Raw genomic sequence first — 18,428 nt, 5'->3', positions numbered from 1 at the left:
CTACGGTGCGGCTCGCCGTAGCTCCCGGAGGTCCGGACCGTGGGCACTGCGATGCCCGTCATACCCGCAGGTCACGCCTGCGGTAACCCACCGCTGCGACGATGGCCAGGACGATGGCGAGTCCCATCATGGCAGCTGTCGCGGGCCAGTCAGCGTTCTGCAGGGGAACCGGCGCGAGGTGCGCGAAAGGCGAGACGTCGCGCACCCAACCGGGTGCACCGATGCTCTCGGCGATCACCAGTAACAGGAACCCACCGGTTGCGGGCAGCGCGCCTACGACCGCGACGGCCCGTGGCGCCCAGCCGGCGGCGAGAGCGGCCGCGGCAAGGCTGAGAAGGATGATGGGCAGCGGATTCCAGGCGCCCTGCACGGCGGCGAGCAGGCTGAGCTGACCGCCGACGGCCACGACACCGCACCAGGTGACGAGCCCGGCGACCGTGACGAGAACGGCGGCGCCGGCCGCGGTCACCAACAGTTCAGCGCCCAACGGGCGCAGCCGGCTGACCGGCTGCGCCGCCAGCATCGTCAACCGGCGATCGGTTTCGGCGGCGATGAACGCCGTCATCCGGACCGCAGTGAAGCCGCCGACGGGAAGCGCCAGGATCGCGAACAGGGTCGCGGTGAACCCTTCGACCGCGCCGATGTCGGCGAAGCCGGCCTTGGTCGCCTCGCCGGCCAGGGCCGGGTTGTCGGCGAGGAACTCGGTGATCGACACTGCGGTCATGCCGATGAGCAGGTAGTAGGCGCCGATGCCGAGGACCCAGCCGATCAGCGGGCGCAGCAGGCGCCGGACCGCGAACGTCTCCACACTGCCGAGCAGCCGTAGCCGGGGCCGCCGGCCCGGGCTTGCCGCCACCAACCCGCCGCGAACGTCACGCCGGCCGGCCGCCAGCAGCATGGCGGCGATCACCAGCAGTGTCGCGGCGAGCAGGACCAGCAGCGGCAGGACCCGGTCCTGGTGGTACGGGCCGGCAAGGGCGAGCAGCCCGAACGGGGACAGCCACCGCAGCCAACTCAGATCGGTGATGCCGTCGCCGACCATCCGCGTCAGCAGGCCGACGCCGAGCACCGCCACCGCGGTCCCGGTCGCCGGCGTGCGGGCGGGAAACACCTGGGCGGCGAGGCCGGCGACCGCGGCAAAGTACATCCCGAGCACGCCGGTACCCGCCCCGTGGATCAGTGCTCCTGCCGGCGGGGTACCGGCGACCAGCAGCACGGCACTGACCCCGCTTCCGGCGGCGAACGCGACGGTCACGACAACCGCGACGTGCCGGGCCACGGCCGCGCGCACGGTGAGCCGGCCGGCGAGCAGCACATCCCAGCGGCCGGCGTCTTCCTCGCCCCGGGTGATGCGGGTGGTGGCCAGGATCGCCCACATGCCGAGCAGGACGGCCACGAACGTGCCGACCCGCCACACGGTGAATCCGCCCGCGTTGTCCAGCGCGACCGGCTCGCCGAACAGGGTACGGATCGCCGGGTTCCCGGCCAGGGCTTGCAGGCTGCCGGCGGCCGCCGGGTCGGCCATGACACCGGCGTAGGTGCCCGAGACCAGCGCCGACATGCCCGCGGCCAGGCCGATGACGATCAGGGCGCCGCGACGGACCTGCCGCACCGCCAGCCGGGTCACGGTCCGCAGCGGCCTGCCCGGGAGCGCGACGCCAGTGGTGGGGGCCGGTGTCGCTGTCGCGGCGGTCACCGGGAGCACCCGGTGCCGTAGTAGTCGAGGAAGATCTCCTCCAGGCTCGGCTCCCGCACCGCCAGGCCGGTGACGTTCGCCTGGGCCAACGCCTTGAGTGCCGCCGAGGGCGGCCCGGTCAACGTGAACCGCAGCCGCCCCTCTCCTGCCGACTGCACGTCGTCGACGCCGGCGATCGCCGCCAGGACCGGCGGCGCTCCGCTATAGGTGAGCGTGACCTCGGACCGATGCAGGCCCCGCAACTCCCCGATCGGCGCCACCTGGATCAGCTGGCCGGCACGCAGGATCGCGACCCGGTCGCACACCGCCTCGACCTCCGCCAGCTGATGCGAGCTGAGGAAGACGGTCTGCCCGCGGTCGCGGGCCGCGGTCACGGCGGTGCGGAACTCGCGTTCCATCAGCGGGTCGAGGCCGCTGGTCGGCTCGTCCAGTACCAGCAGCGGCGCGCGGGTGGCGAACGCGGCGATCAGCGCGACCTTCTGCCGGTTCCCGGTCGAATAGGTACGGGCGGGTTTCGACGGGTCGAGGGCGAACCGGTCGACGAGCACGTCACGGTAGGCCAGGTCGACGCCCGGGCCGGTGGACGCCTGCAGGTGCAGGATCTCCGCGCCGGTCAGCTGCGGCCACAACGCGACATCCGCCGGCACGTACGCCAACAACCGGTGCGCACGCGCCACATCCGCGGCGTCGACATCGAACACCCACGCCCGGCCCGCAGTAGGGCGGGCCAGGCCGAGCAGCAGGCGGATGGTGGTGGACTTACCGGCGCCGTTCGGGCCGAGGAACCCGAACACCTCACCCGCGGCAACCTCGGTCGTCAGGTCGTCGAGGGCGACCAGGCGCCCGTACCGTTTGGTCAGGCCGGCAGCGCGCAGCGCGACATCGCTCATCACAGGAGTCCTTCACGGTCGTGCGGATATGACCGCCGACCAGACTTCCCGGCACACCTGCCCTCACCGTACGCCTACCGCTCCACCGGGGACAGCACCCGAACAGGGATCAGCGCTGCTCCATGTCCCGCTCGTACACGTCGGGCACCCCGTCGGCGTCGGCGTCGAGTTCCTCGGCCGCGCAGATCCGCTGGTAGTGGCGGTTGCGGGAACGCAGCACGAGCATGGCCAGCAGCGCGGCGATCACCGACCCGGCGAGGATCCCGAGCCGGGCGTGTTCGTCCTTCGTACTGCCCACCCCGAAGGCGAGCTCACCGATCAGCAGCGACACGGTGAACCCGATTCCGGCCAGCAACGACAGCCCGAGCACATCCCACCAGGACACGCCGTCGCCCAGCGAGGCCCGGGTGAACCGCTGCACCAGCCAGGTCGCACCGAGCACGCCGACGCACTTGCCGACGACCAGGCCGGTGACGATGCCGATCGTGACCGGATCCCGCAGCGCCGCGCCGATCCCACCGGCGCCCGCGACCGACACGCCAGCGGCGAAGAACGCGAAGACCGGCACCGCGAAGCCGGCCGACAGCGGCCGCCACCGGTGCTCGAACTGCTCCGCCAATCCCGGCCCGGACCGGTGGTCGCGGCGCAGCACCGGCACCATGAATCCCAGCAGCACCCCGGCCACAGTGGCGTGGATCCCGGAGGCGTGCACCAGCCCCCAGGTCAGCGCGGCCAGCGGCAGCAGCAGCCACGGCGAGCGCACCCGGCGTTGCACCAGCACCGCGAACAACCCGAGCGGGACCAGCGCCGCCAGCAGAGGCAGCAGGTGCAGAGAACTGGTGTAGAAGACGGCGATGATCAGGATCGCCAGCAGGTCGTCGACCACCGCCAGGGTCAGCAGGAACGTCCGCAACGCGGACGGCAGATGCGTGGAGATCACAGCGAGCACGGCCAGGGCGAACGCGATGTCGGTCGCGGTCGGCACCGCCCAGCCGGACAACGCGCCGCCCACCGCACCCGCGTTGATCGCGACGTAGATCAGCGCCGGCGCGGCCATGCCACCCACCGCGGCCGCGACCGGCATCACCGCCCGCCGCGGATCCCGCAGATCACCGGCGACGAACTCGCGTTTCAACTCCAGACCGGCCACGAAGAAGAAGATCGCCAGCAGCCCGTCCGCCGCCCACTGCGCCAGGCTCAGATCCAGATGCAGGACCTGTGGGCCCACCTTCAAGGCGACCAGATCCTGGTACGCCGCGGACCACGGCGAGTTCGCCCACACCAAGGCCAGCACCGCGGCGCCGAGCAGCAGGGCACCCCCGACGGTCTCGGTGCGAAGGATGTCGCCGATCCGGCTGACCTCCGGCCAACTACCCCGGCCGAACAGCTGACGGGCAGGACGAGACGGTGTTCCGGTCACGGGACTCCTTCAGCAGGGCACGACGATGACATCGCCGACCAGACTTCCCGGCACACCTACCCTGCAACCTACCCGGCCCCGCAGGAACCGGCCCCGAGCCACCTCACCGCCGCCGCCCCGGCACGGGTCACCGGCGGCCCGCGGCGACCTGCTCCAACACGTCGACCGCCGTGGCGACGCCGTTCTCCGCCCTGACCTGATCGGCCAGCCGCCGCGCAGCGCCGATCATGGCCGGCTCATCGATCGCCTCACGGATCGCGGCCGCCAGCCGTGGCGCACTCAGCCGCCGCTGATCGATCGGTTCCGGCGCCACCCCCAGCTGCTGCAGGCGCCGGCCCCAGAACGGCTGATCCCCCACGAACGGGCACACCACCTGCGGGCGACCCGCCCGAACCGCTGCCGCCGTCGTACCGGCACCCCCGTGCTGCACGATCACCGCCACCTGCGGGAACACCACCTCGTGCGGCACCTCCCCGGCCAGGAACACCTCCGGTGCCGCGACCTCCTGCAAGCCACCCCAGCCACCGGCGATAACACCGCGAACACCGGCCATCCGCAGCGCCTGCACCACCAGTTGCGTGGTGGCGATCGGATCGGGACCGGTCATGCTGCCGAACCCGACAAAGACCAGCGGCTCGTCATCGCCGGCCGGTGCCAGCGCATCGAGGCCGGGCACCACGGAGACGGTGGCGGGCGGCGAGTCCGCGAACCAGTAGCCGGTGACCTGCGCCGTCGCTGGCCAATCCGCGGGCCGGGGCAGGACCGCGGGACTCACCGCGTGCAGCACCGTGGCAGGTCCGCCGTCCGGGCGTCGCAGCGGATCATGCCTGCCGCGCCGGCGCGGCAGGCCGAGCCCATCACGCCACCGATCCACCGTACGGCCGAACACCACCGCCGGCGCCTTCATCCCCGCGTAGGTCAGACGGTTCACCCCTGCCGGCAACCATGCCGGGAACTGCTGACCAGGCCACGGAAACTCCCTGGTCGGAACGTACATCGGCATCGGCAGCGCCAAGACCGCCGGAACGCCCAGCTTCTCGGCAATATGCTGCCCGGCCATGATCTGACCGTTGTGCACGATCAGATCCGCGCCTACGCCCAGCCCGGTCGACGCCACCTGCCAGCAGTCGTCGAGCACGCGCGTGAACATTGCCGGCAGTCGCCGCATCAGCGCTGCCTTCGCCCGCAGCCCGCCGGCAGCCACGTCCCCGACTGTGGACTCGCTGTCCAGCACCCGCAACGGGCCGTCGTCAACGCCCGCAAACGCCACACCCTGGCCGGTGATCAGGTCAGCGAACCGCACGGGCGCCGCAACGACTGCCTGATGACCGCGCCGCTGCAGCTCCTGGGCCAGCGCGACGAACGGCTGCACATCACCGCGAGTGCCCAACGTCAGGATGAGAACCTTCATAGTGAGCCTCCCGAAGACGCCGACCAGCCAATGCCGACCAGGCTTCCCGGCTCACCGCCCGCGAGCATACGCCCGCAGCCGAATTCTGGGCGCGTAGGCGGGCCGCGGGTCGGATCCGTACTTGCTCGCGATGGTCGTGTGGTTGACGTACTTCAGTCGGTTGTGCCATGCACCGGATCTACCTCGACCGGATAGCGCGTTTTCCCTGGTCATCCATCCGGGGTCAGCGCAACCCGCCGGTCGATGAGCGCTCGTGCCGGTCTCAGCCGTATCGCTCGGCGAGCGCGTGGCCGATCGCGGCCAGGTGGTCTCGCACACCCGGAGGGCCAGTCACCTCGAGCCATTCGACCAGCCCGGCAAGCTCGCCGGCGAGCGCGTACTCGTGGTAACCGCGGATCACGACCTCGATGCGGCCGTCGGTCGTGGAGCCTCCCACCTCGAGCCGGCCGCCGAGCATCATCCGGAGCGGGCCCATCCCGTCGGGCGCGCACACCGCCTGGATCTCGAGGGGTGTTCGCCTGCGGTCGACCTCGTCGGCGATCTCGCGCCAGCTCTCGGCGAGGTCGAAGTCCTCGGGTCGGTGCACGGGATCGCCGGTCGGGTCGGCGGACGACACGCGGTCGATCCGGAAGGTCCGCCGGCCGGTCTCGGTGTTGGAGATGAGATACCACGACGGACCTTTGGCGACGATGCCCAGCGGGTGGACCGTTCTCTCGGTTTCGGCACCGTTGCCGTCGACGTAGCCGAGCCGCACCTGGACGCCGCGGATCACCGCGTCCAGGAGGTCGTCGAGGAAGTGCGGTGCTCGGGGCTCGACCGGACTCGACCCCCATCGCTGCGGGTCCACGACCAACGACGACGCTGCTGCCTGGGCCTGCAGCCGGAAGGGCTCCGGCAGGGCATGGACGAGCTTGCGCAGAGCTGCTTTGACGGCCGGAGTCGCAGCCGAGGCCTGGCCGGCGACCAGGAACAGGGCGCGGGCCTCACCCGCGGTCAGCCCGGACAGGTCGGTGCGGGCGCCGCCCACGAGGCGCCAGCCGCCGCCTCGGCCCTGCGTGGAATACACGGGCACCCCGGCCATGGACAGGGCATCGAGGTCGCGGCGGGCGGTGCGCTCGGAGACCTCCAGCTCTCGGGCGACCTCTGTTGCTGTCACCTGCTCGCGCTGTTGCAGCAGGAGGAGGACGGCCACCAGCCGGTCGGTTCGCATGCCGACAACATTCTCAGGTAAACCGGTCATGGGGTGACCGGTTTCGGTCGGCAAGATGGCGACATGACCTCACCGACGACTCCCGCTACCCACGACCGTATCGGCCCACGGCCTCTCCGGAGTGCGCCGACGCCATCGTCGGGCACCTTCGTCGCCTGATCACCGAAACAGATGAAGTCGCCTGATCGCCGAAAACAGATGAAGAGGAAGCACGATGTTTGATCCAGCCGATTTCCCCGAGCCCACCCTTATTTCCGTCAACGGCGTGGAACTCGAAGTCTTCGAAGCAGGCCGACAAAATGCAGGAAGACCCATTGTGCTCTGTCACGGCTGGCCGGAGCACGCATTTTCTTGGCGCCATCAGATGCCCGCTCTCGCCGCGGCGGGCTATCACGTCATCGTCCCGAACCAGCGGGGTTATGGCAACTCGTCCCGGCCGGCCGAAGTGACAGAATATGACATCGAACGCTTGTCGGGTGATCTCGTCGCGCTTCTCGATCACTACGGATACGAGGATGCCACCTTCGTCGGTCACGATTGGGGTGCGATGGTCGTCTGGGGACTGACCCTGTTGCATCCACACCGCGTGAATGCGGTGATCAACCTGAGCCTGCCTTACCAGGAGCGCGGAGAAAAACCCTGGATTGAGGTCATGGAAGAAATACTTGGCGGCGACTTCTATTTCGTCCACTTCAATCGACAGCCGGGCGTCGCGGACGCCGTATTGGGCGAGAATACGTTCCGGTTCCTTCGCAACATGTACCGAAAGAACGCGCCCCTTGGAGCGCCGGAGCCGGGAATGATGATGATCAACCTCGCCAACGCGGAAACGCCACTGGGCGAGCCCTTGATGAGCGACAGCGAACTGGCTGTTTTCGTCTCCGCCTTTGAAACCTCGGGGTTCACGGGCAGCATCAATTGGTACCGGAACCTCGACCGCAACTGGCGCTTGCTGGCGGACGTGAACCCGATCATCCAACAGCCCGCACTCATGATCTATGGCGACCGGGATGCGATCCAGAGGTCTGAAAAACTGACCGACTTCGTGCCCGATGTGGACGTGGTCACCCTGGATTGCGGTCATTGGATCCAGCAGGAGAGGCCGGAAGAAACAAACCAGGCGATTCTGAAGTGGCTGGACCAGCGGGACGCCACCTAGAGCCGGCGTAGCTCGAACGGATCCCCTACCGTACGAGCGCGGCGTTCCGGCGACCCGCGACCCCGGCGCGGCCGTGCGCCGGGGTCAGTTCGGCCTCGATCAGATCGGCGGCCCGGTCGGCGCCCCCGGCCTCGCGGGCCTGTCGCTGCAGGTCGGCGCTGCGGGCCACCACGGCGGGGTCTCCGATGAGGGCGAGCAGCGTCTCGCGGAGCTCCGCGGCGGTGACGGTGGCCGAGTCGACGACCTGGGCGACGCCGAGGGCGGCCAGCCGCTCGGCGTTCGCGAACTGGTCGACCGCCTGCGGAACGGCGATCATCGGGGTCCCGCAGTAGAGGCCTTCGCTGCTGCCGCCCATGCCGGCATGGGTGACGAAGGCGTCCGCCTGCTCCAGCACGGCGAGCTGCGGCACCCACGGGGAGACCTCGACGCTGTCCGGGACGGCACCGAGTTCGGCGGGATCGACGTGGCTGCCGATCTGCAGGACGGTGTGCCAGCCGGGCAGGTCACCGAACGCGGCGACGCAACGGCGGTAGAACTCGGCCTGCCGAGTGAAGGCGGAGCCGAGGGAGACCAGCAGCACTTTCTCGGCGCCGTCCGGACGGCGCCAGGGCCCCTGGTGGGAGCGGTCGCCCAAGACCGGGCCGACGAAGCTGTAGACGGACCGGTCCACCCGGTCGGCGTTCGGCTGGAGCGCCTCCGGCGGCAGAACGAGGCTGCGCACCGGCCGACCCTGGAACGCCATGCTGTCGGTGACCGACGAACCCTCCGCGGTCAGCCACTTGTTGAACCGCTGGTAGTAGGCGGCGCCGCGCGGGTCGGCCCGCATGGCCTCGACGACGGGCGCCATCTCCTGTTCGTAGCCGTCCCAGGCCACGAACGTCGAGGAGAGCTGGAGGGCCGGAATCCCCCACTGCTCGCCGAGCAGCCGTGCCGGCGCCCCGGCGATGTCGTAGAGGAACAGGTCTGGCCGATCGCCGGCGTAGCCGGCCCGTAGCTGCGGCAGCATGGCGACGGCATCGTCGAGGAAGAGCGTGAGCTGCTCGATTGGGTCGTCGGATCCGGAGCCACCGTCGCGGGGGAGCTTTGACTCATACGGTTTCAGCTCGGCGCCGGTGCCCTCGATGATCTCGGCGAAAGCGGGGTCGTTGGCGTAGGTGACCCGGTGACCGCGCCGCACGAGGGTCCGGATGATCTCCAAGCTCGGGTTGACGTGGCCGTGGAACGGAATGCTGACCATGGCGATGTGGGGCACGGGATTCTCCTGGGGCCGAGAGAGACGAGACGTTTCGTCTCGCTACAAGGACAACACAACGCCTTGGACGCGTCAAGACGAAACGTTTCGTCTCGCTGTAGGCTGTTGCGGTGACGCCACAGCCCGCCCGCCGCAACGAGCAGTCCCGCCGCGCGATCCTCGCCGCCGCCTTGGAGCTGTTGACGGAGACCGGCTACTCCGCGGTGACCATCGAGGCGATCGCCGCCCGCGCCGGGGTCGGCAAGCAGACCATCTACCGCTGGTGGCGCGGCAAGGGCGCGGTCATCCTGGACGCGCTCGCCGACAACATGCCGGAGATCCTCGCCTTGCCCGACACCGGCGACCTGCGGGCCGACCTGCGCCAGGTCCTCCGGGCCACGGTCGCCGAGTTCGCCGATCCACGGCTGTCCGCCACCACCCGCGCCATCACCATCGAGACGCTCGCCGACGAGGAGTTGGCCGACCAGGCGCGCGACCGCCTGGTCCGTCCCCAGCTGAACGCGGTCCGCACCCGCCTGGAGGCCGCCCGCGAGGCTGGCCAGGTCCGGCCCGACGCTCCCTTGGACCAGGTGGTGGAGCTGCTGTTCGGCCCGCTTTACCACCGTTGGCTGCTCCGCAACGGCCCACTGACCGACGACTACGCCGACGGCATCGTCGACCTGACCGTCGCGGCCATCACCCCTGCCGTCACCCGCCCGCCGGACGACGGGAACCCCGCCGTCCGGTCGCTCTGATCGAGCGGTGCCAGCGAGTAGGGCGGGCAAACGCGGAAGGTCCGGGCATCCGGTGGGGGTGCCTCAGCGGATCGGGGTGCTTGGGAAGGCGATCGCCGTGCTAGCGCCAAACTCGGCAACCGCGGCCGCGGGGGACATCGCATGCGGTCGGTGTCTGCCATCATCGACGGGTGCAGCCCTTGCCGGCGCGTCATCAGTTCTCGTACGGGTTCGGGAGCAGCCGTTCCACCCGCCTGACGTTTCTCACCCTCGGCGGGCTTCTCGGTGTGGTCGCGGCCGGCTGCCTGGGCGGCATTCTGGGCTTTGCCATCGCTTCGGTGGTGGAGGCGGGCACCGGTAAGGGCGACAGTGATCTGATCGTGATCCCGGTCATTGTCGTCCTCCTCCTGACCGGTGGCGTGCTCACGTGGTTGGTGGTCAACATCCTGGCGGTGGTCAAGATGGGCGCTTGGCTGGACGGGACGCGGCTGACGGTCCGGCAGCGGCGCTCACGGACGGTCGACCTGGCCGGCGCCCGGTCTGTCGCCCTGCAGCCGACCCGGTTGGCGTGGAAGGCCGCGCCGGCCGGGGTGGCGACGGCCGGCAGCGAGCGCATCCCGGAGGTGGTCGTGACCGGGCCGGAGGGGACCGTGCGGATGCGGCTCTGCGACGGCGAGCGGACCCCGCTTCCCCCGCAGGACCTGCACGTCCTCGCGGGCGTGCTGTCGGTGGCACCGGCAGCCGGTGCGGCTGAGGTGGCGAAGCATCTGCGGATGATGGCCACGGGACGGGCGCCCGGCTGAGATGTGCGGGCAGGGCACGAATCGAGCCGAGGGGGGCGGCGAGTGAGTCTCGAAGATGATCTCCGGCGGGCGCAGGGTGCGGCGCAGCAGGCGGCCTGGGAGACCGAAACCACCGGCATCGTCGGTGTCGGGCACGACGAGTCGCGGCTGGTCCGTGCCGAGGTCGACCACGCGGACGCCCTGCTGCGCCTGGAGATCGGTGCGCGCTGGTGGCAGAGCATCGGCCCGGATCAGCTCGCGGTGGCCGTGCGCAGCGCGTACGACGCGGCCTGCGACGACCGGATGTCGGCGTGGGCCCAGCGCACCGAGGCCCGGGCGAGTTCCGACGTCCCGGCGGCCCCGGCGCCGGATCCGTTGCGCGGCGCCGGTCCGGGCCGGCGCAAGCCGCCGGGCTGGGACGAGCAGGTCGATGAGCTCCGGCGCGCCCTGGACGCGCTGCGGCAGGCCCGCGCCGAGTTGCGGCAGTTGAGGACGGCGGTGCAGGAGCAGGCCAGCCGGGAGATCGTCGGCCGCGGTCCGGGCGGGCGGGTCACGGTGACCGTGGTCGGCGGACGGATCACGGAGGTCGAGTTCAACCGTCGCTGGCTCAACGAGCAACCGACCGGGCAGGCCCTGGCCGACGCGGTGGGTGCCGCCGCGCACCAGGCGTACGCGGTGGTCGCCCAGCAGTCGGCCGCCGCTTTGGCCACGATGCCGGCGCTCGCCGCCGCCCGGGCGGCCGTCGCCGATCCCGCGGCCGTGTTCCGCCGCCTCGGTCTCATCGAATAGCCACCGCATCCGACGGGAGGACAGAGATTTGGCTCCGCCACCGGACAAGGAACAGATCACCGCGGCCTACGAGGCGATCGAGAAGGACGTCTACAAGTGGGTCGGGATCGCCACGGTCCTTCAGGGCGCCGCCCAGCAGGCGCGGTCGTTGGGACTGTCCGGCTTCGAGATCGGCTATCTCCCGATGGAATGCGACGTCGGTAAGAAGTACAACGACGTCCAGGAGTTGATGGTCTCGATGCTCACCCAGGGCGCCGAGGCCATGCACGAGATCGCCGACACGCTCATCCGGGTCCGGGAGGACTACGAACGCTCCGACCAGCGTGGGGCCACCCGGACACAGCAGACGATGGAGGGCAATTGAGCTCGCGGGACCAGGGCTACGTCGAGGGCCTCTACGAGGATCTCATGAACGAGATCAACGAGGCGATGGACGACCTGCAGCAGGAGGCGAACAGGTTCGCCGACAAGATGAACGACGTCATGCGCTGGCTACCCGGGCCGGTGTGCGCCGGGATGGTCTACGCCTGGAACAAGTTCCTCGACGCCTACAACAAGGTCTTCGACGAGACGCAGAAGTTCCTGGCCCAGCCGGGTTCGGCGCCCGCGCTGTTCCGGATCGGTGGCTACTGGGACTCCCTCGTCGGCGCGCCGGTCAGCGACGTCCAGGCCGAGGCGACGGCTTTCGGCATGGACGCCGACAACAAGTGGACAGGTTCAGCCGCGACGGCGTACGGCGACGCGGCCGAGGCGCAGGGCCGCGCCCTGGCCACCGTCAAGCCGATGGCCGAGGCGGTGCAGAACGCGCTCAAGGACCTGGCCTGGGGCACGATCGCGTTCTGGACCTCGGTGGTCGCCGCCATCGTGTCGTTCATCGCCGGGATGATCGTCGCGTTCGGGCTGCTGGCGTCGGTTCTCGGCGCGCCCGCCGCGCCGGTCGACGCCGGCGCCACCGCGCTGGCCTGCCTCGGGTTCCTCACCGCGGCGGTCGCCACCGCCCTGGCCTTCGCCGAGAAGGTCAACGCCGGCCTGGTCGGGCTGCAGCAGCAGCTCAGCGACAACACCGGGATGGTGCAGGAGGGCGGCCAGTGGGTCTGGCCACGGCTCCGCAGCAGCGGCACCTGGCAGATCGCCCAGTAACCAAGGCTCGCCGCGGGCCTCGATCGACACCGGACAGCACGACTGGCCGGCGTCGATCGAGGCCCGCTCAGGGATCAGCGATCAGTTGGCGGGCTTGCCGAACCAGCGGCGGAGGTGGTCGTCCAGGTCCTGCTGGTCGTCGCCGATCCAGGCGACGTGGCCGTCGGGGCGCAGCAGCAGGCACGGAACATCCAGCGCCGCGGTGGGATCCGCGAGGTGATCGACCCGGTCCGACCAGCCGCCGACGGTCAGGTGTTCGGTGCGGTCCAGCAGCAGGCCGCGGCCGCGATGCAGCAGACCGTAGAGGCGGCCCTGTCTCACCTCGATGTCGCGCAGCCGGCGGCCGAGCAGGTCGGGCCCCGCGCCGAAGTCGTAGCGGATGCCGATCGCGGTGATCTTCTCGATCAGATAGCGGTTCACCTCGTCGAAGTCCATCAGCTCGGAGAGCAGCCTGCGCACGGCCTGCGGGCCCGGCTCGGTGGACCCGAGTTCCGTCTGGGCGCGGGTGTTGTCCAGCACCTCGGCGGCGACCGGCCGGCGTTCGGCCTGGTAGGTGTCCAGCAGTGTTTCCGGCGCCCAGCCGCGGATCTGTGCGGCCAGTTTCCAGCCGAGGTTGAACGCGTCCTGAACACCCAGATTGAGGCCCTGTCCGCCGGCCGGTGGATGGATGTGTGCCGCGTCGCCGGCCAGCAGCACCCGCCCGACCCGATAGCGTTCGGCGAGCCGGGTGGCATCCCCGAAGCGGGACAGCCAGCGCGGGGAGTGCACGCCGAAATCGGTTCCGAAGATGGTGTGCAACTGTTGCTGGAAATCCTTGAGGGTGGGCGGTTCCGCACGGTCGCTGACTCCCGCGGCGGGGACCAGGACGCTGTATACCTTCTCGCCGAAAGGCCGCAGCCAGCATCGCAGCGGGGCCTCGCGGACTTCGGTCATCTTGGCGGCGATCTCCTCCTGGGGCACGCCCACTTCCATCTCGCCCATCAGGGTCTCGGTCCGTGCGGGCTCGCCGGGGAAGCCGACGCCGAGCAGTTTGCGTACCGTGCTGCGCGCGCCGTCACAGCCGACGAGATAGCGCGAACGCAGCTGTGCCCCGTCGGCCAGCTCGACGGTCACGCCCTCGTCGTCCTGCTTGAGATCGGCCACCGCACAACCGCGCCGGACCTGCGCGCCCAGTTCGATCGCATGTTCTTCGAGCAGGTGCACGATGACCGGCTGCGGGATGCCCAGCAGATAGGCGTGCGCGGAATCCAGGCCCTCGGGCGCGGGTTTGTTGATGGCGGCGAAGAAGCCGCCGGCCGGACGCTGTCTTCCGTGGTGGTGCATGCGCTCCAGCAGGCCGCGCATCGCCATCAGCTCGATACTGCGAATGTGCAGACCGACTATGCGGACCAACGACACGGGCTCGGTTTCCTTCTCCAGGACGAGCACCCGTACGTCGTGCAGCCGCAGCTCGGCGGCCAGCATCGCACCGGTCGGCCCGCATCCGGCGATGATCACGTCGACCATGAGGGGCGCGCGATCGGTGCCGGAGTCCGGCGACGGCTCGGCGGTGAATCGCGGAGAGTGCATAGGTGATTGCCTTTCGGGAGTGCCTATTGGCGAGGCGCTCCCGGCGACACCTACGTCAATCGCCCGGCCGTGACGGGAAGGGGGAGCGCCCACATCGATACAGCTTTCATGGGTCTCACCTCCTCGGGCGGTGTCGCGGTCAGCTGCAAGTTACAAGCCCGCCCGTCATCCCGTCCAGCCGATTACCGGGCCGATCCGGTGGCCGCGCTCAGTCGCCGGCCAGGGTCCCGCCCAGCGCGGTGCGCTCGTAGCGCACGGACCGACCGGTCCGCGTCCGCGTGACCAGGCCGGACTCGCGCAGCACGGCCAGGTGGCCACCGACCGCGCCCAGGCTGAGACCCAGCTGGCGGACCAACTGGGTGGTCGTCGCCGGCACCGCGAGCGCCCGCAGCACCTGCGCGCGGTGCGGGCCGACCAGCCGCGCCAGCGCCGCCGCACCGCCCTGCGCGGGCGGCGGGCCGAGCAGATCCGCGACGCCGCGCGCCGGATACACCAGGGCGTACGGCCAGGGCGGCTCGACGTAGCTGATGAGGCTGCCGAAGACGGTCGGCATCAGCAGTAGTCCCTGGCCGCCCAGCCGGTGCCGCTCCCACTGGTGCCGGGAGCCGGTGCGCACCTCGATCACCCCGTCGGCCCCCTCGGAGCGCCAGCCCACCCGCGGATCCAGGTCGGACAGCGCCGCGGCCCAGCCGTACATGGCGAGATGCCCGGCGCGGTGCACCAGGTCGCGCTCCAGCACCGTGCGCAGCCGCGGCCAGTCGGGCTCGACCAGCGCGTGCCAGGTCGCCTCGATCGCGTCGGAAAGCCGGGTGAGCACGTCCGGGGCGGCCAGGATCCGCTGGACGTGGCGCGGCGGCGTACGCAGCCCGACCAGGTTGCGGGCGATCTCCGCCCGAACCTGGCGCAGCGGGGTCGCCCGCACCGCGGCGAGCTCGACGGCGAAGTCGTCGCCGGTGCCCGAGGGCGGCGGATGGATGAAGTCGGCGTTGTAACCGCCGCGGCGGAACAGCGTGGTCAGCGCCCCGACCGCAGGCGTCTCGCCGAGCAGCCGTGCGTACCGCGGCGCGATGCGCTGCGCCCAGGGCCGCAGGACCCCGGCCGGCTGCTTGCCCGCCGCGACCCGCAGCGCGTTCATCGCCTCACCCAGCGGTGAGATCGCGTAGCGGGTGTGCGCCACGTCGACCGGCCCGACTCCGATGGCAAGCATCTTTCGCCTCCACGCGAAAGCTTAACGTCTCCGCCGGCACCGCACCGAGACTGGCCCGCATGACGACACCCCAGGGCGCACCGGCGCGGGCCACCTATCGCGAGGTGTTCGCGGTAGGCCAGTTCCGCGTGCTGTTCACCGGCTACACGCTCTTCCTCGGCGGTGAGACGGTGAAGATGCTCGCGCTGTCGGTGACCGTCTACGCCGGCACCGGCTCGCCCCTGCTGGCCGCGCTGGCCTACGTCGCCGGCTTCCTGCCCTACGCCCTCGGCGGCACCCTGCTGCTGGCGTACGCCGACCGGTGGCCGCCACGGGCCGTGATGGTCGGCTACGACCTGGTCCGCGCGGCGGTCGCCGCCGTGCTCGCCGCCGGGCTGCTCTCCCCCACCGCGATGCTGGTGCTGGTGTTCGTCACCGGCATCCCCAGCGCGGTCGCCTCCGCGGCGCGCAGCGCGCTGCTGCCCGAACTGCTCGACGGCGACCGGTACGTCCTCGGCCGGGCCGTGTTCTCCATGACCGCCGGCGGCACCCAGGTGCTCGGCTTCGCCGTGGGCGGGGTGCTGATCGCGGCGCTCGGCCCGTACGGCGCGCTCTGGATCACCGTGGCGAGCTGCCTGCTGTCCGCCGCGCTGCTGCGCCTGCGGCTGGCCGAGCAGCCGCGCCGCCGCACGGCCACGGGGTACGCCGTCCGCGAGACCTGGCGCGTCAACCGCGACCTGCTGCGCCGGCCGGCGATCCGTTCGCTGCTGCTGGCCCAGTGGCTGCCGCCCGCGCTCATGGTCGGCGCCGAGGGCGTGCTCGTGCCGTACGCCGTCGAGGTCGGCATGCCGGACTCGGCCGGGTTGCTGTTCACCGCCGTGGCGCTCGGCATGCTCACCGGCGACCTCGCGATCGGCCGGCTGGTCACCCCGGAGCGTAGGGAACGGCTGGCCGGGCCGCTGGCACTGCTGCTCGGCGCGCCGCTGCTCGGGTTCGTGTTCTCGCCCGGGCCGGTCACCGCGGCGCTGCTGCTCGCCGTTTCCGGGTTCGGGGTCGCGTACCAGTTGGGGCTGGCCCGGCGCTTCCTGGCCGCGGTGCCGGAGGCGCACCGAGGCCAGGCCTTCGGGCTGGCGCTGACCGGGACCATGACCTCGCAGGGGCTGTTCGCGGCCGGCGGCGGGGCGTTGGGCGAGGTGTCAGCGCCCGGCCTGGTCGTCGGCGCGGCGGGCGCGGCGTCCCTGCTGGCCGTATCGCTTCTCTGGCGCGTGCTCGCGGCGCCGAGGGCATGACAGCGCCTGAGAACGGCAGCCGGATGTCAATTGACTCGGCCCCACAGGTCGTACGGGTTCTTGCCGGGGCGGAAGCCGTACGCCTCGGCCAGCTGTGCGGCCTCGGCGAAGCCGTGGGCGACGTCCAGGGGCCGGTGGGCGTCGCTGCCGAAGGTGACAGCGTCGCCGCCTTCCTCGTGCCACCAGGCCAGGATGGTCGCGTGCAGGGGCAGCCGGGTGTTGATCTCCAGTGCCCGGCCGGATCGCGCGGTGGCCCGCAACGCGTGGCGGAAGTCCTCTTCGAACGCCGTGGGGTCGAAGGGTCCCGCCTGCTCCGCCGGCCAGGAGCGGATCGGATAGTCGATGTGCGCCAGCACGGCGAACATGCCGCTGGTCGCCATCATCGTGGCCACGCCGGCCAGGTATTCGCGCACGACCCCGGGCGCGTCCCGGTGCGGGTAGATGCCCCACGGCTCCGCGAAGGTGCCCTGGTCGGGAAGGGTGTGCAGGGAGCCGAGCACCCGGTCGAAGCGGCCCGCCGCGAGGATCTCCGCGCATTGCCCGGCGTGCCGGTGCGGTTCGCCCATTTCGAGCCTGCTCAGGATGCGCAGCCGCGGGAATCGTTCCCGGCAGCGTTCGATCGCGTCCAGGTAGCCGGCGGCGTCGAACGCGGGTGGCGTCAGTGTTCCGTCCGGGTCGGCGATCTCGGCGAGGCGGTCCGCGACGTGCTGACCCTCCACCGTGACCCGCCACACGGTGTGATCCAGGTGCTCGGTGAAGGCGATCGCCGGCAGCCCGATCTCCACGGCGCGAGCACAGGACTGTGCCATGTCGCCTACCGGCGTGTCCCAGGACCACTCGCTGTGCACGTGGCTGTCGCAAGGCAACGACATCCCCATCACTCCCATCGATCAACGTCGTCGGTGTCGCCGACCTCACCCCGATTGGCCGCCGGCCGAGGTGCTGCCCGGTCGCGGGACACAGCATGATTGTGGCTGTGCGCTTCCTGATTCCTCACCGCGACGCACTGGCCGAGCTCGGTGATCTGGAGGTCGGGCTCTACGACGGCACTCGGCCCGTGCCCGAAGACCTGGACGCCGTCGAGTTCTACGCGGTCCCGTACGGGATCAGCGATCCCCGCTTCTGCGAGCCGATCGCTCGGATGCCCCGGCTCGCCGTGGTGCAGACCGTGACCGCCGGCTACGACCACGTCCTGCCGTACCTGCGGCCCGGCCTGACCCTGGCCAACGGCCGGGGCGTGCACGACGCGGCCACCGCCGAGCTGGCCGTGGCGCTCGTCCTGGCCGCCCGGCGCCGCCTGCCGGACTTCGTCCGGGCGGGGGCCGAGGGCCGCTGGTCCTCGGGCTGGTCGGCCGGGCTGGCCGACGCCCGGGTGCTGATCGTCGGGTACGGCTCGATCGGCGCCGCGATCGAGCGCCGGCTGGCCGGGTTCGAGGTGGAGATCAGCCGGGTGGCCCGCAACGCCCGCCCCGGCGTGCATCCGATCTCGGAGCTCCCGGAGGTCCTGCCGCACGCGGATGTCGTCATCCTGGCCACCGCGCTGACCCCGGAGACCGAGGGCCTGGTGGACAAGGCCTTCCTCGCCTGGATGGCCGACGGCGCCCTGCTGGTGAACGTGTCCCGGGGCCGGGTGGTGGACACCGAGGCGCTGCTCGCCGAGCTCGGCGCGGGCCGGCTGCACGCCGCCCTGGACGTCACCGAGCCCGAGCCGCTGCCCGCCGGCCACCCGCTGTGGTCCGCGCCGAACGTCCTGATCAGCCCGCACGCCGGCGGCCTGACCGCCGCGCTGGCGCCCCGGGCCCGCCGGCTGCTGGTCGACCAGGTCCGGCGGTATGCGGCGGGCAAGCCCCTCGCGAACGTCGTCGTCGGACCGTAGGGCTGCCCGACCGGACCGCCGGCGATCGGGGCGCCACCCGCCTCCG

General features: G+C 71.1%; 17 protein-coding genes. 8 read left to right on the top strand and 9 right to left on the bottom strand.

Going from position 1 to position 18,428, the window contains the following annotated elements; all coding sequences use genetic code 11:
• Positions 1–58: 58 nt before the first annotated feature.
• From DMB66_RS07735 to DMB66_RS07715, 5 genes are all read right to left on the bottom strand, one after another.
• Positions 59–1,696, bottom strand: coding sequence for an ABC transporter permease (locus DMB66_RS07735; protein ID WP_125803337.1), 1,638 nt, complete (start codon positions 1,694–1,696; stop codon positions 59–61).
• Positions 1,693–2,586 (bottom strand): ABC transporter ATP-binding protein, encoded by an 894-nt coding sequence (locus tag DMB66_RS07730; protein WP_199752108.1) that lies wholly within the window; start codon positions 2,584–2,586, stop codon positions 1,693–1,695. The genes DMB66_RS07735 and DMB66_RS07730 overlap by 4 nt, the downstream gene beginning before the upstream one ends.
• Before the next feature lie 109 nt (positions 2,587–2,695).
• The gene (gene nhaA, locus DMB66_RS07725) at positions 2,696–4,006 is read right to left on the bottom strand and encodes a Na+/H+ antiporter NhaA (protein ID WP_125803336.1); all 1,311 of its coding nucleotides are present in this window, start codon (positions 4,004–4,006) and stop codon (positions 2,696–2,698) included.
• A gap of 127 nt (positions 4,007–4,133) precedes the next feature.
• Positions 4,134–5,417, bottom strand: a complete 1,284-nt coding sequence (locus DMB66_RS07720) for a glycosyltransferase (protein WP_125803335.1) — start codon at positions 5,415–5,417, stop codon at positions 4,134–4,136.
• A 262-nt stretch (positions 5,418–5,679) separates the two neighbouring features.
• A complete protein-coding gene (locus DMB66_RS07715) occupies positions 5,680–6,627 on the bottom strand; it encodes a YafY family protein (protein ID WP_125803334.1) in 948 nt (315 codons plus the stop codon).
• A 214-nt stretch (positions 6,628–6,841) separates the two neighbouring features.
• On the opposite strand from DMB66_RS07715, the gene DMB66_RS07710 reads away from it, so the two are divergent.
• Positions 6,842–7,786 carry an alpha/beta fold hydrolase gene (locus DMB66_RS07710; RefSeq protein ID WP_125803333.1) on the top strand — a complete coding sequence of 315 codons (945 nt, stop codon included), beginning with the start codon at positions 6,842–6,844 and terminating at the stop codon, positions 7,784–7,786.
• 25 nt (positions 7,787–7,811) lie between these two features.
• Here DMB66_RS07710 and DMB66_RS07705 read toward each other — a convergent pair whose 3' ends face one another.
• Positions 7,812–9,023, bottom strand: coding sequence for a macrolide family glycosyltransferase (locus tag DMB66_RS07705; RefSeq protein ID WP_370318343.1), 1,212 nt, complete (start codon positions 9,021–9,023; stop codon positions 7,812–7,814).
• 125 nt (positions 9,024–9,148) lie between these two features.
• Between DMB66_RS07705 and DMB66_RS07700 the strand changes: the two genes are divergently transcribed.
• From DMB66_RS07700 to DMB66_RS07680, 5 genes are all read left to right on the top strand, one after another.
• Positions 9,149–9,772: a TetR/AcrR family transcriptional regulator gene (locus DMB66_RS07700; RefSeq protein WP_125803331.1), complete on the top strand. Its 624-nt coding sequence runs from the start codon at positions 9,149–9,151 to the stop codon at positions 9,770–9,772.
• A 170-nt stretch (positions 9,773–9,942) separates the two neighbouring features.
• Positions 9,943–10,554: a hypothetical protein gene (locus DMB66_RS07695; RefSeq protein WP_125803330.1), complete on the top strand. Its 612-nt coding sequence runs from the start codon at positions 9,943–9,945 to the stop codon at positions 10,552–10,554.
• A gap of 42 nt (positions 10,555–10,596) precedes the next feature.
• Positions 10,597–11,322 carry a YbaB/EbfC family nucleoid-associated protein gene (locus tag DMB66_RS07690; protein ID WP_125803329.1) on the top strand — a complete coding sequence of 242 codons (726 nt, stop codon included), beginning with the start codon at positions 10,597–10,599 and terminating at the stop codon, positions 11,320–11,322.
• 28 nt (positions 11,323–11,350) lie between these two features.
• On the top strand, positions 11,351–11,686 hold the full coding sequence (locus DMB66_RS07685) for a hypothetical protein (protein WP_125803328.1): 336 nt from the start codon (positions 11,351–11,353) through the stop codon (positions 11,684–11,686).
• Positions 11,683–12,462: a hypothetical protein gene (locus tag DMB66_RS07680; protein WP_125803327.1), complete on the top strand. Its 780-nt coding sequence runs from the start codon at positions 11,683–11,685 to the stop codon at positions 12,460–12,462. The genes DMB66_RS07685 and DMB66_RS07680 overlap by 4 nt, the downstream gene beginning before the upstream one ends.
• An 81-nt stretch (positions 12,463–12,543) precedes the next feature.
• Here the strand turns inward: DMB66_RS07680 and rox are convergent, their stop codons facing one another.
• Together rox and DMB66_RS07670 are read right to left on the bottom strand one after the other, a co-directional pair.
• Positions 12,544–13,968, bottom strand: coding sequence for a rifampin monooxygenase (gene rox, locus DMB66_RS07675; protein ID WP_199752120.1), 1,425 nt, complete (start codon positions 13,966–13,968; stop codon positions 12,544–12,546).
• A gap of 271 nt (positions 13,969–14,239) precedes the next feature.
• Positions 14,240–15,238: a winged helix-turn-helix domain-containing protein gene (locus tag DMB66_RS07670; RefSeq protein WP_125803325.1), complete on the bottom strand. Its 999-nt coding sequence runs from the start codon at positions 15,236–15,238 to the stop codon at positions 14,240–14,242.
• Between the two features lie 59 nt (positions 15,239–15,297).
• Here DMB66_RS07670 and DMB66_RS07665 point away from each other — a divergent pair, with 59 nt between their 5' ends.
• Positions 15,298–16,506, top strand: coding sequence for an MFS transporter (locus DMB66_RS07665; protein WP_125803324.1), 1,209 nt, complete (start codon positions 15,298–15,300; stop codon positions 16,504–16,506).
• A gap of 26 nt (positions 16,507–16,532) precedes the next feature.
• On the opposite strand, the gene DMB66_RS07660 is transcribed toward DMB66_RS07665, so the two are convergent.
• Positions 16,533–17,378 (bottom strand): PHP domain-containing protein, encoded by an 846-nt coding sequence (locus tag DMB66_RS07660; protein ID WP_125803323.1) that lies wholly within the window; start codon positions 17,376–17,378, stop codon positions 16,533–16,535.
• Positions 17,379–17,470: 92 nt separating this feature from the next.
• Between DMB66_RS07660 and DMB66_RS07655 the strand changes: the two genes are divergently transcribed.
• The gene (locus tag DMB66_RS07655; RefSeq protein WP_125803322.1) at positions 17,471–18,382 is read left to right on the top strand and encodes a 2-hydroxyacid dehydrogenase; all 912 of its coding nucleotides are present in this window, start codon (positions 17,471–17,473) and stop codon (positions 18,380–18,382) included.
• The last annotated feature ends 46 nt before the right edge of the window (positions 18,383–18,428 follow it).

This window comes from Actinoplanes sp. ATCC 53533, assembly GCF_003947245.1.
This window is presented reverse-complemented; position numbering and strand designations above follow the sequence as displayed.